This is a genomic window from Pseudomonas sp. BRM28, assembly GCF_002939405.1.
GTDB lineage: Bacteria > Pseudomonadota > Gammaproteobacteria > Pseudomonadales > Pseudomonadaceae > Aquipseudomonas > Aquipseudomonas palmensis.
Map to the genome: position 1 here is coordinate 3,251,503 of NZ_PEFV01000001.1, position 12,668 is coordinate 3,264,170.

The following is a 12,668-nucleotide window of genomic DNA, read 5'->3' on the forward strand; positions in this document are numbered from 1 at the left end:
TTGGCAGGCCGCCAGCATACCGCCAGCCAGGCCCATAAACAAAAAAGCCACCCGAAGGTGGCTTTGTGACGCAACCGACCGAGTGAACTCAGTAGGCCTTGCCGGTCTTGTAGAAATTTTCGAAGCAGAAGTTGGTCGCGTCGATGTAACCCTCGGCGCCACCGCAGTCGAAACGCTTGCCCTTGAACTTGTAGGCAATCACGCAGCCGTCCTGGGCCTGCTTCATCAGGGCGTCGGTGATCTGAATTTCACCGCCCTTGCCCGGCTCGGTCTCTTCGATCAGCTTGAAGATGTCCGGGGTCATGATGTAGCGGCCGATGATCGCCAGGTTCGACGGGGCGTCTTCCGGCTTTGGCTTCTCGACCATGTTGCGTACACGGTACAGGTCGTCGCCGATCAGGTCGCCGGCGATCACACCGTACTTGCTGGTTTCCTGCGGGTCGACTTCCATGATCGCAACGATGGTGCAGCGGTACTGCTTGTACAGCTTGACCATCTGCTTGAGCACGCCGTCACCGTCGAGGTTGACGCACAGGTCGTCGGCCAGCACCACGGCAAACGGCTCGTCACCGATCAGCGGGCGACCGGTCAGGATCGCGTGGCCCAGGCCTTTCATTTCGGTCTGGCGGGTGTAGGAGAACGAGCACTCGTCGAGCAGGCGACGAATACCGACCAGGTACTTTTCCTTGTCGGTGCCCTTGATCTGGTTTTCCAGCTCGTAGCTGATGTCGAAATGGTCTTCCAGAGCGCGCTTGCCGCGGCCGGTGACAATGGAGATTTCGTTCAACCCAGCGTCCAGCGCTTCTTCAACGCCGTACTGGATCAGTGGCTTGTTCACCACTGGCAGCATTTCCTTTGGCATGGCTTTGGTTGCTGGCAGGAAGCGGGTGCCGTAACCGGCTGCCGGGAACAAGCATTTCTTGATCATAAACGTCCTTAACAAGGGGCTGTGCAGTACGAAATTCGGCGCAGTCTAATCAGGCGGCGATGCGCTTACAATGCCCCCGTGGCCCGGCCGAATGAATGATAGAGAAAAACTCAGTGTAGATAGTTCCCGCAGGTTGCAAATAATCCGCGTATCCAGGCCCGCAGGCAGGCCTGGATACGCGGATGGGCGAGCGTCCTAGCCGCCTGTGCCCTGCCCGATCAGCACCCCATCGACCTTCTGGCCGTAGAGGTTGACGCCGTCATTGGCGTGGAACTTGAGCCGGGTTTTTTCCACCGAGCCTTCGACCAGGCGCGGGTCCTGAGGGCGCTCATGCGCGTTGATGAAGGCCGCCACGTCCCAGGCCTGCTGGTCGGTCAGCGTGCCTGGCTTGCCCAGCGGCATGTTGTGCTTGATGAACGAGGCCGCCGTGTTGATGCGGTGCATGCCGGCACCCCAGTTGTAGGAGTCCTTGCCCCACAGCGGTGGCATCACATAGTCCTTGGCCACCTTCTGGCCCTGGCCGCTGTCGCCGTGGCAGATGGCGCACTGCTGCTGATACACCTGGGCACCGCGCTTGATGTCATAGCCCTGCGCAGGCTTGTCGACCTCCGGGTAGCCACGCCCCGGTGTCTCGACGCCGATCGGTGCCTTGCTCGCCAGCCAGTAGGCATACACCGACAACGCCGTCATCTCGGGGCTGTCGGCCGCCGGCGGCTTGCCGTTCATGCTGAACTGGAAGCAGCCCTGGATACGCTCGGCAAAGGTGTTGACCTTGTCGTTTTTCTTGCGATAGGCAGGGTACATCGGGTAAGCCCCCCACAGCGGCGCCGAATGCGCCAGCCGCCCCTGATCCAGGTGGCAGTTGCTGCAGTTCAGGCCGTTGCCAACATACTCGGGGGCCAGGCGCTTGGTGTCGACGAACAGCGCATAGCCGTCGCGCACCATCTTGCCGAAGGCGTTGTCGGGCAACTCGCTTTCGGCGGGGGGCTTGAAGCTGGCAGGCGTGCTGGCCGGCGCCACCTTCAGTTGCGACTGGTCTTCCATGGCGATCGGGGCCGCCTGAACGCCGCCCATGAACAGGGTCAGGGTAGTGAGTAGCAAGCGATTCATTGGGCGGCCTCCTGGCTGGCGCGGGTGGCAAAGTATTCAGCCAGCGCCTTGACCTCGGTATCGGTCAGGGCTTTGGCGACACCGACCATCAACTGGTTAGGGTCGTTGCTGCGCCGGCCGTCGCGCCATGCGTCAAGTTGCCCGGCCAGGTAGCTGGCAGGCTGGTGGGCCAATGGCGGAAAGTGCTCGCCTACCCCCACACCACCCGGCCCGTGACATTGCACGCACCCGGGGATGCCTCGGCTCCAGTCGCCGTAAAGCGCCAGCGACTCGACCGGGTCGGTTGCCATCTGCTGGCGACGGGTATCAGGGGTGGGCGGTACCGGCATTGCCGCCAGCGTGGCGCTGATGGCGCTGATCTCGGCGTCGCTCAGGGCCTTGGCCAGCGGCTCCATGATCGGCTGCTTGCGGCTGCCGTCACGAAAGTCCTTGAGCTGTTTGCTCACATAGGCGGCCGGCAGGCCAGCCAGGCGTGGGAAGCCGGCGGCGGCCATACCCAGGCCATCGGGGCCATGGCAGCTCATGCAGGCCATGGCAGAGGGGTTCTCCCCTCCCTGGGTGAATATCTTCTGGCCATCGGCGGCAGTGGCGGCTTGCATTGAAAGCAACAGCAGGCTGCCTATCAGGATTCGATCCAGTGGGATCATCACGGACTCCATTTTTCTTGTTATAAGCTTAGACTTATAAAATATAAGCCTACCGATACTAGGCCTATCCGGCCAGCGCTACAACGCGGGCAGGCACAGAAAAATGCAGGGACAACCACTGAATCGTTTAAACGAGGCTCACGCCGTCACTTGGAGATGCACACGCTCACAGCCGCTTTGACATCCCCCGGGCGCAGGGGAAAATTGCTCAACCGCTCATGCAGCTTGACCGCGCTGCCACTCGAGCGCTCGCTGATCTCCAGCACTGCAGCCGGGGACTTGTCCGAGAGCTTCTGCGGTACCACCACGCGCAGGCCGCTGCCCCGCTCCTCGATGGTCAGCGGGCCACGGCTATCGGCCAGTTTTTGCTGAACGCAGGTGGCAAACTCGCGTGGCGACTTGCCCGAGATCACGCTCATGGTCTCGGGGCTCTGTTCGATTTCGGCTACATTGGCACAACCGGTCAGCGCAACTGCCAGCGCTGGTACAACCCATTTCATCGGTACCCCTCCATAAAAAACCGTTGGACCATGGCCAGGCCGATTTGCTCCCTGGATTGGCAGTTTTATCTCTGGCCTTGGCACTCAGCCCCACAGTGTAACCCGACATCGTGCTATCGTTTTGATTTGCCAAAAGATCCCTTGCGGAGAGCGACATGAAATTCGTACACCAGCGCGAGCACCTCAATGAAGACGACATCGTCGTCATCCACTGCTCCCAGCGCTGCAATATCCGCCTGATGAACGATGCCAACTTCCGCAGCTTCAAGAATGGCGGCCGCCATACCTATCACGGCGGCGCCTTCGTCGACTTCCCGGCGAAGATCACCGTGCCCAGCGACGGCTTCTGGAACATCACCATCGACACCGTCGGCCCGCGTGCCCTGTCGGCGGTAAGCAAGCCGACCTTCACCCACACGATCAAGATCATCCGCCGTTCGTCGTCGAAGCTGAGATAACCCCATGAGCGAAAACATCAAGTACGTCATCAAGTACAACCTCGACGGCGAGCGTCGTTTCGACTTCGCCGTGCTCAGCAGCACGGCGCCACAGCAGGTCGAGGAAGCCTTGCGCAAACTGCACGGCGAAGACTTCAGCAAGATCACCGACATCAAGGTAAGCAAGGCGCTGTAACCCACGCCCACACAAGGAGCCCCGCGATGAGCCAATGGCCGGACCCACGTATCCTCGACCTGCTCGGTATCGAGTTGCCCATCATCCAGGCACCGATGGCGGGCGCCACGGGGTCGGCCATGGCCATCGCGGTCAGTAACGCCGGGGGGCTGGGCTCGCTGCCATGCGCGATGCTCACCCCCGAGCAGATACGCCAGGAGATCGCGACCTTCAGCCAGGCCAGTCGCGGCCCGCTCAACCTCAATTTCTTCTGCCATCGGCCACCCGCCGCCGATGGCGAACGTGCAATCCGCTGGAAGCAGGCACTCAAGCCGTACTACGAAGAAGTGGGTGCCGACTTCGGCGCCACCACCCCGGTCTCCAATCGCGCGCCCTTCGACGAAGCGGGCTGTGCCTTGGTGGAAGACTGCAAGCCTGCAGTGGTGAGCTTTCACTTCGGCCTGCCTGCGCCCGAGCTGCTGGCGCGGGTCAAGGCCAGCGGGGCCAAGGTACTGTCCAGTGCCACCACGGTCGAGGAAGCACGCTGGCTCGAAGCCCATGGCTGCGACGCGATCATCGCCATGGGCTATGAAGCAGGTGGGCACCGCGGCATGTTCCTGAGCGATGACCTCACCACCCAGATCGGCACCCTGGCGCTGGTGCCCCAGGTGGCCGATGCGGTCAAGGTGCCGGTGATCGCGGCTGGCGGCATCGGCGATGCCCGCGGTGTTGTGGCGGCCTTCGCACTGGGCGCCTCGGCCGTTCAGGTGGGCACCGCCTACCTGTTCTGCCCCGAGGCCAAGGTGTCGGCCGCGCATCGCCAGGCACTGCACAGCGCACAGGCCAGCGATACCGCGCTCACCAACCTGTTTACCGGGCGCCCGGCACGCGGCATCAATACCCGCATCATGCGTGAGTTGGGCCCGATGAGCCCCCTGGCCCCTGCCTTCCCCCTGGCCGGCGGCGCCTTGATGCCCCTTCGCGCCATCAGCGAGCCGCAGGGCAACAGCGATTTCAGCAACCTGTGGGCCGGCCAGGCGCTGCGCCTTGGCCAAGCCCTGCCGGCAGCCGAACTGACGCGCCAACTGGCAGAAAAGGCGCTGGCATTGATGTCACGGTAAAACAGATCTTTCCGTTTGTCGGGCAATCGCTATATATTCCAATGCATAACGATTACCTCATGCACATGGAGCTGTTTGATGAGAATGCGCGCCCCTCGTTTTGCCCTGACCGCCGTATTCGGCATGCTGACCCTCAACAGCGCCTGGGCCGATGAAGTCCAGGTGGCCGTCGCGGCCAACTTCACCGCGCCCATCCAGGCTATTGCCAAGGATTTCGAAAAGGACACCGGCCACAAGCTGGTCGCCTCCTTCGGCGCTACCGGGCAGTTCTACGCGCAGATCAAGAATGGCGCGCCCTTCGAGGTGTTCCTGTCGGCCGACGACACCACCCCCGAAAAACTCGAGAACGAAGGCGAAACCGTCAAGGGCTCGCGCTTTACCTACGCCATCGGCACCCTGGCGCTGTGGTCGCCCAAAGCGGGCTATGTGGATGACAAGGGCGAAGTCCTGAAGAAAAACGACTACAAGCACCTGTCCATCGCCAACCCCAAGGCCGCGCCCTACGGCCTGGCCGCCACGCAGGTACTGGCCAAGCTGAACTTGACCGAAGCCACCAAGGGCAAGCTGGTCGAAGGCCAGAACATCACCCAGGCGTTCCAGTTCGTTTCCACCGGCAACGCCGAGCTGGGCTTCGTGGCGCTGTCGCAGATCTACAAGGACGGCAAGGTCAGCAACGGCTCGGCCTGGATCGTGCCGGCCAACCTGCACGACCCGATCAAGCAGGACGCTGTGATTCTTAACAAGGGCAAGGACAACGCCGCCGCCAAGGCGCTGGTCGATTACCTCAAGGGCCCGAAGGCCGCTGAAGTGATCAAGTCGTTCGGCTACGAACTCTGATGCCACTGGACGCCGGCGACCTGGGCGCCATCTGGCTGACGTTCAAGCTGGCGTCGCTGACTACCCTGATCCTGCTGCTGATCGGCACCCCGATCGCCTGGTGGCTGGCGCGCACGCGCTCCTGGCTGCGCGGGCCGATCGGGGCGATCGTGGCCCTGCCCCTGGTGTTGCCGCCCACGGTGATCGGCTTCTATCTGCTGATCGCCCTGGGCCCCCACGGCTGGCTTGGCCAGGCCACCCAGGCGCTGGGCCTGGGCACCGTGGTGTTCAGTTTCACAGGCCTGGTGATCGGGTCGGTGGTGTACTCGATGCCGTTCGTGGTGCAACCGCTGCAAAACGCCTTCAGCGCCATTGGCGAACGCCCGCTGGAGGTGGCTGCCACCTTGCGCGCCAGCCCGTGGGACTGTTTTTTCAGCGTGGTGCTGCCCCTGGCCCGCCCTGGCTTCATTACCGCGAGCATCCTGGGCTTTGCCCACACCGTCGGCGAGTTCGGCGTGGTGCTGATGATCGGCGGCAATATTCCCGACAAGACCCGCGTGGTTTCCGTGCAGATCTTCGACCATGTCGAGGCCATGGAGTACATGCAGGCCCACTGGCTGGCCGGCGCCATGCTGGTGTTCTCGTTCCTGGTGCTGCTGGCGCTGTACGCCAGCCGCCGCGGCAAGCCGGCCTGGAGCTGACCGATGAGTGCATTGATCCAGGCCCGGTTGCAGGTGGCCTTCGACGATTTCCGGCTGGATGTCGACCTGCAACTGCCCGGGCGCGGTGTCAGCGCCCTGTTCGGCCATTCGGGCTCGGGCAAGACCACCTGCCTGCGCTGCCTGGCAGGCCTGGAGCGGGCCGACCAGGCCTACATCGAGGTCAATGGCGAGGTCTGGCAGGATTCCGCACGCCAGTACTTCATGCCGCCCCACCAGCGCCCCATCGGCTATGTGTTCCAGGAAGCCAGCCTGTTCCCCCACCTGAGCGTGAAGAACAACCTGATCTTCGGCTGGCGACGCATCGCCCAGCACCAGCGCAAGGTCGGCCTGGAGCACGCCTGCGAGCTGCTGGGCATCAGCCACCTGCTCGCGCGCAAGCCGGACACCCTGTCGGGCGGTGAACGACAGCGCGTGGGGATCGCCCGTGCGCTGCTCACCAGCCCCAAGGTGCTGCTGATGGACGAACCCCTGGCAGCCCTGGACGGCCCGCGCAAACGCGAAATCCTGCCGTACCTGGAGCGCCTGCACGACCAGTTGCAGATCCCGCTGATCTACGTCAGCCATGCGCAGGACGAAGTGGCGCGCCTGGCCGATCACCTGGTGCTGCTCGAACAGGGCAAGGTGCAGGCCAGCGGGCCGATCAGCCAGACCCTGGCCCGCCTGGACCTGCCGCTGGCCCTGCAGGAGGACGCCGGGGTGGTCATCGAGGGCGAGGTGGACGCCCACGACGCGGCCTACCAGTTGCTGGACCTGAAACTGCCGGGCAGCGACCTCAGGTTGCGCCTCACCCACGAGGCGCTGGCCCCGGGGGCGCGCCTGCGGGTCAAGGTCCAGGCACGCGACGTGAGCCTGAGCCTGGCCGACGACAGCCGTTCGAGCATTCTCAACCGCCTGCCGGTGCGCGTGTGCGCGCTGCGCGCCGGTGACAACCCGGCGCAGATGCTGGTGAGCCTGGACGCCGATGGCACAGCCCTGCTGGCGCGGGTGACGCGCTACTCGAGCGACCAGTTGGGGCTGCACGAAGGCCAGCAGTTGTGGGCGCAGATAAAATCGGTGGCATTGCTGGGCTAACTTGCGCGAACGGCTGCTGTCCATCGTCAGAGCCCCTACGCGAGCGCCCAGCATGAGTGTCGACCTGCCCCCTTTGCCCAGTGGCCTGCATTACGTGGATGACAGCCGCCCCGGTTTCCATCGGCGCCTGCTGCGCAAGCACTTCGCCTATTTCGACGCCCACGGCCAGCGCATCACCGCACCGGATACCCTGGCCCGCATCAAGGCGCTGGCCATACCGCCGGCCTATACCGATGTATGGATCTGCGCCGACCCGCGCGGCCACCTGCAAGCCACCGGACGCGACGCACGTGGTCGCAAGCAGTACCGCTATCACCCCGACTGGCGCGAACTGCGCGACAGCCACAAGTACGACCGCATGCTGGCCTTCGCCAAACGCCTGCCGAGGCTGCGCAAGCAACTCGACGAGCACCTGGCGCGGCCCGGCCTGGACCGCGAAAAGGTCATGGCACTGGTGGTCAGCCTGCTCGACAACACGCTGATCCGCGTGGGCAACCGTCAGTATGCCCGCGACAACCGCTCCTACGGGCTGACCACGCTGCGCACTCGCCATGTGCAGGTCGAAGGCAGCGCAATACGGTTTCGCTTTCGCGGCAAGAGCGGCATCGAGCACCAGGTGACCCTCAAGGACCGGCGCCTGGCACGCATCGTCAAGCGCTGCCTGGAACTGCCGGGCCAGGACCTGTTCCAGTGGCAGGACGCGCTGGGGCAATGTCACACCGTCGGTTCGGCAGACGTGAACGCCTACCTGCAGCAATTGACCGGTGCCGACTTCACCGCCAAGGACTATCGCACCTGGGCCGGCAGCGCGCTGGCGCTGGAGTTGCTGCGCGAGCTGCAATGGCAACCGGAAACCGAAGCGCGCCGACAGATCGTGGCCATGCTCAAGCAGGTGGCGTCGCGACTGGGCAATACCCCCGCCGTATGCCGGCGCAGCTATGTGCACCCGGCGCTGCTGGAGCGCTTCGTGCTGGGCGAGCTCCACGCGCTGCCACGGCCACGGGCGCGCCAGCGCATGGAGCTGGCCGAGGTGGCCCTGGCACGTTTTCTCATGACATTGAATGCATGCGATACGAATGAAAATCATTAACTAGCACATTAAATAACCCTACTTTTTAAACGCCGCCGTTCCATAGAAAAAAGACATATCCCCCATCAGGCAGAGAAATTTCCCATATGCGTTGAAGCCCCCTATGCTTGCGTCCATGGGCGATACCGGTTGTGCGTAATTGCCCATCTGCCCAATCGGAACCTGTGACTAAAGACCTCAACAGAATCTTGTGCTCGGGGAATTAATTTCCATCGAATGCGTCTTTAATGAAGGGAAAGACGGCTGTGCCACCGCGCACACCCGGCCTGTGCAGCTACCGCCTGCAAGGCATTCAAAGTTACCAAGGAGAAGTACATGCTGATACTCACCCGCAAAGTTGGCGAAAGCATCGTCATCAATGATGACATCAAGGTCACCATTCTAGGGGTCAAGGGGATGCAAGTGAGGATCGGCATCGATGCACCCAAAGATGTCCAGGTGCACCGTGAAGAGATTTACAAGCGCATTCAAGCCGGCAGCCCGGCGCCGGAGAAGGGGGATGATCATCAGTAACCAGGGCTAATCGAGTCGCACGGATGCGCTTGGTCCCGGCAACACGGTTCACTGAAGCTCTGGCGTATCCCGCCCGGCCTCCGCCACACCGATGAATGCCCTGACCCTGGCCACCATGCTGGCAGTATCGAACGGCTTGTCGAACACTGCAGAAAACAGGTCAGGTATGGCTTTGCCGATACTTGCCTGGGCCCCGCTCATGAGAATGACCGGTAGGTCAGCAAACTGCGCATTGCTGCGAATCGCTTTGGCCAACTCCTCGCCATTCATTATCGGCATCATGTAGTCGGTGATGACCAGGTCGATTCGCACCTTCTCCAGCACGTCCAGGGCCGTCTTGCCATTGGGCGCCTTCTCGACCTTGTAGCCGGCGTCCTCCAGGGCATACCCCAGGATATCGGCGATCACATACTCGTCGTCCACGACCAGAATCGTGCTCATGGCTGCCAGCCCAGGGCTTTCATGCCCCTTGCGCCGATGAAGCGGTGCCCGACATCACCGCGCTCGCCTGAACGAACGCCTTGTCGAGCTCGATGCCTGTCGAACGGATGACCAGCTCCAGCAGGGCCGGATCGTATTCACTGTCGCGCACCTTGAGGATCGACAGCAAGCGTTTGAGCTCGGCGTCCAGCTCGACGAAACGCATCAGGAACAGGTTGTCGACGATCGACGACAGCTCCGACGCGGGTGCGTTGATTTCAGAGCCGAACAGGTCGCGCATCTCCCAGGTCGCCAACACCGTCACATCCTCGGCACGCAGCTCGCCCATCAGCGCACGGAAGAACTCGTTGAGCCGCCCCTGGTTGGTGGCCAGCCGGGCAAACGCGCCCAGGCTGTCGATCAGCACCCGTTTGATGCGGTGCTTGCGTACATGGCTGAGCAAACGGGCGCCCACGCCATCGAGCAACCCTTCGGTAGTGGGCTGCCAGGCCAGGTGCACCGCCCCGCTTTTCTCCAGTGCCGGCAGATCGATACCGATGGCCCTGGCCTTGATGCGCAAGCGCTGCGGGGTCTCGTAGAAGCCGAAATGCAGGCCCGGCTCGGCCACTGTGGCACCGGCCAGAAAACTCAGGCCCAGGGAGGTCTTGCCAATACCCGACGGCCCCATCGCCAGCGAGACCGAAGCGCTGGGAAAGCCCCCGCCCAGCAAGCCATCGAGACTGGCCAGGCCCGTGCCGACGCGGGTCAACACCTCGCTGCCCGGGCTGGAGGGGTGGCTGTAGAGTGCTTCAAGGCGCGGATACACCTTCAGCCCCTGCTCGGTGATCTCGCATTCGTGCACCCCGGACAGCGCCCCGCTGCCGCGGGTCTTGCGCAACTGGATGCGTCGCACCGAACGTGCGCCGTACAGGTCCTCGCCCAGTTCGATGACGCCATCGACCATGGTGTGTTCCGGGCTGCCGTCATCCAGGCGCGAACTGGTAAGCAGCAGCAAGGTGCAGCCGGCAAACGCGGCATGGCCTTGCAGCTCTGAAATGAACTTCTTGGTGTCGAGCACGTTTTCGGCGCGTGAACGTGCATTGAGCAGGCCGTCGACAATCAGCAGGGAGGCGCCCTGGCGGCCGATTTCACCGCGCAGCAGCTTGACCACCGCCTCCAGCCCCTCGCTTTCGAGGGTATCGAAGGCACTGACGAACTGCAGCTGGTTGCCCACCAGCGCAGGGTCGAAAAAGCTCAGGGTGGACAGGTACTGGAACAGACGCTCATGGGACTCGCTCAGCAGCGTCGCCACCAGCACCCGCCCGCCCGTGGCCACATGGTTGAACGCCAACTGGTTGGCCAGGATGGTCTTGCCCGAGCCCGGGCGACCCTGGACGATATAGGACGAGCCGGCCACAAGGCCGCCCTTGAGCAGGTCGTCCAGACCTTCGATGCCTGTAGCAAGACGCTTGAGCTGCTCCACAATAGGTTCACTCGCTTTGAAGGTTGTCGGGCTGGGGTGGCTGCCATGCCGGCAGGCACAGGGTCATGCAGGTGCCGCGACCGCTTTCGCTCTCGACCCTGATGCAACCGTTGCTCTGCTTGGCAAAACCGTAGGCCTGGCTCAACCCCAGGCCGGTTCCCTTGCCAAAACTCTTGGTGGTGAAAAACGGTTCGAAGATGCGCGGCAACACCGCAGCATCGATACCACGTCCGGGGTCGCGCACGCTGATGAGCACATGATCGCCAACCAGCCCGTCCCACTCCCCCTGCAGCACCTGGTTGCGTGCAACCAGTTCGATGCGCCCCTCGGCATCCATGGCGTCACGGGCGTTGAAGATCAGGTTGAGCAGCACCATCTGCAACTGGCCGCTGTCCACCTCGATATCCGATACCTCGCCCTGGATATCTACCTGCAATTCGATGCCCTTGGGCAGCGCCTGGGACAGCAACGCCTGGCTCGCCCGGACCAACTGCGCCACATCGACCCGGCTTGTGCTCTGCACCTTGCGCCGGGCGAACCCGAGCAACTGCTGGGTCACCTGGCTGCCGCGTTCGCCGGCATCGACGATATGCTGCAACAGGCGCTCGGTACGCTGCGGGTCGCGAGAGGTCATGGCCAGCTTGGCCGAGCCGATGATGATCGTGAGCAGATTGTTGAAATCGTGGGCCATGCCCCCGGTAAGCTGGCCGAGGGCTTCCAGCTTCTGCGACTGGAACAGCTGCGCACGCATGGCGTCCAATTGTAATGCGGCTTCCCGACGATCGGTGATGTCGCGGGTGATTTTCGCCAGCCCGACCACCTCGCCCTGCTCGTCCCGAATCACATCCAGTGCCGCCAGGGCCCAGAACTGCGTGCCGTCCTTGCGCATGCGCCAGCCTTCGTCCTGTGCCCCGCCGGTGCTCAGCGCACGATTGAGCAACCAGCCAGGCCGGCCTTCGGCGCAATCCTGCGGCGTGAAGAACATCGAGAAGTGCCGACCGATGACCTCGTCGGCGTTGTAGCCCTTGATGCGCTGGGCCCCCAGGTTCCACGACACCACATGGCCCTCGAGGTCGAGCATATAGATGGCGTAGTCCGCAACGGTCTGCACCAACTGCTCATAGCGGCTGGCGTGCATGGTTTGAAGGTCAGAGCGCTGGGAAGAATCCATGGCAAACCCGCAGGCACCGCAGTGAGGACAATGAGAAGGTAGACAACCGGGTGCCTCTGCAATTCCGTAATTTCGAAACAGTCGTATCGACCTGCAGGACGTGAACGATAAATCACTGGCGGAACAGTGGCGCAGTGATTGCCCGGTGTCAACGGGTGCTCACCTATCCGGGCAGTGCCCGGGGAAATCGTTCCGGGCCGGGGGGCAACTTGTTATAGTCCACAGGTGCAAGCGCAACCGGGGGAAGGACGTTGACCACAGATGCAAGGATGAAAGGCATTCACGATGACCTGGAGCACACCGCCGCCGATCTGGAGCAGATCGCGCGCGAAATGGCCGGGCATGCGCGCTACCTGCAGCACTCGGCCCACCCGCAGGATGCCCTGGAAGTGCAGCGCAGCATCAATGGGCTGCAGGCATCGATCGACCAGTTGCGCAGCGTGGCCGACCGCATCGAACCCTAG

At 63.0% G+C, this 12,668-nt stretch carries 16 protein-coding genes; 9 read left to right on the forward strand and 7 right to left on the reverse strand.

The window, feature by feature from the left end; translation table 11 throughout:
- Window positions 1-88 precede the first annotated feature (88 nt).
- The 4 genes from galU to CR917_RS15320 form a co-directional block, all read right to left on the reverse strand.
- On the reverse strand, window positions 89-928 hold the full coding sequence (gene galU / locus CR917_RS15305) for a UTP--glucose-1-phosphate uridylyltransferase GalU (RefSeq protein WP_043861741.1): 840 nt from the start codon (window positions 926-928) through the stop codon (window positions 89-91).
- Window positions 929-1,123: 195 nt separating this feature from the next.
- A complete protein-coding gene (locus CR917_RS15310; RefSeq protein ID WP_370409331.1) occupies window positions 1,124-1,972 on the reverse strand; it encodes a c-type cytochrome in 849 nt (282 codons plus the stop codon).
- 62 nt (window positions 1,973-2,034) lie between these two features.
- Window positions 2,035-2,685, reverse strand: a complete 651-nt coding sequence (locus tag CR917_RS15315) for a cytochrome c (RefSeq protein ID WP_100632575.1) — start codon at window positions 2,683-2,685, stop codon at window positions 2,035-2,037.
- A gap of 146 nt (window positions 2,686-2,831) precedes the next feature.
- Window positions 2,832-3,185: a hypothetical protein gene (locus CR917_RS15320; RefSeq protein WP_043861738.1), complete on the reverse strand. Its 354-nt coding sequence runs from the start codon at window positions 3,183-3,185 to the stop codon at window positions 2,832-2,834.
- 155 nt (window positions 3,186-3,340) lie between these two features.
- Here CR917_RS15320 and CR917_RS15325 point away from each other — a divergent pair, with 155 nt between their 5' ends.
- The 8 genes from CR917_RS15325 to csrA all read left to right on the forward strand — a co-directional run bounded on the left by CR917_RS15325 (window position 3,341) and on the right by csrA (window position 9,130).
- Complete coding sequence (locus CR917_RS15325; RefSeq protein ID WP_043861737.1) at window positions 3,341-3,643, forward strand: DUF1883 domain-containing protein; 303 nt, start codon at window positions 3,341-3,343, stop codon at window positions 3,641-3,643.
- A gap of 4 nt (window positions 3,644-3,647) precedes the next feature.
- On the forward strand, window positions 3,648-3,818 hold the full coding sequence (locus CR917_RS27435) for a hypothetical protein (RefSeq protein ID WP_088514404.1): 171 nt from the start codon (window positions 3,648-3,650) through the stop codon (window positions 3,816-3,818).
- Window positions 3,819-3,844: 26 nt separating this feature from the next.
- On the forward strand, window positions 3,845-4,918 hold the full coding sequence (locus CR917_RS15330; RefSeq protein ID WP_104572577.1) for a nitronate monooxygenase family protein: 1,074 nt from the start codon (window positions 3,845-3,847) through the stop codon (window positions 4,916-4,918).
- A gap of 78 nt (window positions 4,919-4,996) precedes the next feature.
- On the forward strand, window positions 4,997-5,755 hold the full coding sequence (gene modA / locus CR917_RS15335) for a molybdate ABC transporter substrate-binding protein (protein WP_043861735.1): 759 nt from the start codon (window positions 4,997-4,999) through the stop codon (window positions 5,753-5,755).
- A complete protein-coding gene (modB, locus tag CR917_RS15340) occupies window positions 5,755-6,435 on the forward strand; it encodes a molybdate ABC transporter permease subunit (protein WP_043861734.1) in 681 nt (226 codons plus the stop codon). The genes modA and modB overlap by 1 nt, the downstream gene beginning before the upstream one ends.
- Before the next feature lie 3 nt (window positions 6,436-6,438).
- Window positions 6,439-7,527 carry a molybdenum ABC transporter ATP-binding protein gene (modC, locus tag CR917_RS15345; protein WP_054914303.1) on the forward strand — a complete coding sequence of 363 codons (1,089 nt, stop codon included), beginning with the start codon at window positions 6,439-6,441 and terminating at the stop codon, window positions 7,525-7,527.
- A 52-nt stretch (window positions 7,528-7,579) separates the two neighbouring features.
- A complete protein-coding gene (locus tag CR917_RS15350) occupies window positions 7,580-8,617 on the forward strand; it encodes a DNA topoisomerase IB (RefSeq protein ID WP_054914302.1) in 1,038 nt (345 codons plus the stop codon).
- 315 nt (window positions 8,618-8,932) lie between these two features.
- On the forward strand, window positions 8,933-9,130 hold the full coding sequence (gene csrA, locus CR917_RS15355) for a carbon storage regulator CsrA (RefSeq protein WP_043861731.1): 198 nt from the start codon (window positions 8,933-8,935) through the stop codon (window positions 9,128-9,130).
- A 48-nt stretch (window positions 9,131-9,178) separates the two neighbouring features.
- Here csrA and CR917_RS15360 read toward each other — a convergent pair whose 3' ends face one another.
- The 3 genes from CR917_RS15360 to CR917_RS15370 are packed head-to-tail and all read right to left on the reverse strand — an operon-like array spanning window position 9,179 to window position 12,204.
- The gene (locus CR917_RS15360; protein WP_054914301.1) at window positions 9,179-9,571 is read right to left on the reverse strand and encodes a response regulator; all 393 of its coding nucleotides are present in this window, start codon (window positions 9,569-9,571) and stop codon (window positions 9,179-9,181) included.
- A 19-nt stretch (window positions 9,572-9,590) separates the two neighbouring features.
- Complete coding sequence (locus tag CR917_RS15365) at window positions 9,591-11,036, reverse strand: ATPase domain-containing protein (protein ID WP_043861729.1); 1,446 nt, start codon at window positions 11,034-11,036, stop codon at window positions 9,591-9,593.
- Between the two features lie 4 nt (window positions 11,037-11,040).
- On the reverse strand, window positions 11,041-12,204 hold the full coding sequence (locus CR917_RS15370) for a nitrogen regulation protein NR(II) (protein ID WP_043861728.1): 1,164 nt from the start codon (window positions 12,202-12,204) through the stop codon (window positions 11,041-11,043).
- Window positions 12,205-12,473: 269 nt separating this feature from the next.
- Between CR917_RS15370 and CR917_RS15375 the strand changes: the two genes are divergently transcribed.
- The gene (locus CR917_RS15375) at window positions 12,474-12,668 is read left to right on the forward strand and encodes a hypothetical protein (RefSeq protein ID WP_043861727.1); all 195 of its coding nucleotides are present in this window, start codon (window positions 12,474-12,476) and stop codon (window positions 12,666-12,668) included.

Coding starts and splice junctions, on each gene's coding strand:
- galU (WP_043861741.1), bottom strand. CDS start 928: ATGATCAAGAAATGCTTGTTCCCGGCAGCCGGTTACGGCACCCGCTTC.
- CR917_RS15310 (WP_370409331.1), bottom strand. CDS start 1,972: ATGGAAGACCAGTCGCAACTGAAGGTGGCGCCGGCCAGCACGCCTGCC.
- CR917_RS15315 (WP_100632575.1), bottom strand. CDS start 2,685: ATGATCCCACTGGATCGAATCCTGATAGGCAGCCTGCTGTTGCTTTCA.
- CR917_RS15320 (WP_043861738.1), bottom strand. CDS start 3,185: ATGAAATGGGTTGTACCAGCGCTGGCAGTTGCGCTGACCGGTTGTGCC.
- CR917_RS15325 (WP_043861737.1), top strand. CDS start 3,341: ATGAAATTCGTACACCAGCGCGAGCACCTCAATGAAGACGACATCGTC.
- CR917_RS27435 (WP_088514404.1), top strand. CDS start 3,648: ATGAGCGAAAACATCAAGTACGTCATCAAGTACAACCTCGACGGCGAG.
- CR917_RS15330 (WP_104572577.1), top strand. CDS start 3,845: ATGAGCCAATGGCCGGACCCACGTATCCTCGACCTGCTCGGTATCGAG.
- modA (WP_043861735.1), top strand. CDS start 4,997: ATGAGAATGCGCGCCCCTCGTTTTGCCCTGACCGCCGTATTCGGCATG.
- modB (WP_043861734.1), top strand. CDS start 5,755: ATGCCACTGGACGCCGGCGACCTGGGCGCCATCTGGCTGACGTTCAAG.
- modC (WP_054914303.1), top strand. CDS start 6,439: ATGAGTGCATTGATCCAGGCCCGGTTGCAGGTGGCCTTCGACGATTTC.
- CR917_RS15350 (WP_054914302.1), top strand. CDS start 7,580: ATGAGTGTCGACCTGCCCCCTTTGCCCAGTGGCCTGCATTACGTGGAT.
- csrA (WP_043861731.1), top strand. CDS start 8,933: ATGCTGATACTCACCCGCAAAGTTGGCGAAAGCATCGTCATCAATGAT.
- CR917_RS15360 (WP_054914301.1), bottom strand. CDS start 9,571: ATGAGCACGATTCTGGTCGTGGACGACGAGTATGTGATCGCCGATATC.
- CR917_RS15370 (WP_043861728.1), bottom strand. CDS start 12,204: ATGGATTCTTCCCAGCGCTCTGACCTTCAAACCATGCACGCCAGCCGC.
- CR917_RS15375 (WP_043861727.1), top strand. CDS start 12,474: ATGAAAGGCATTCACGATGACCTGGAGCACACCGCCGCCGATCTGGAG.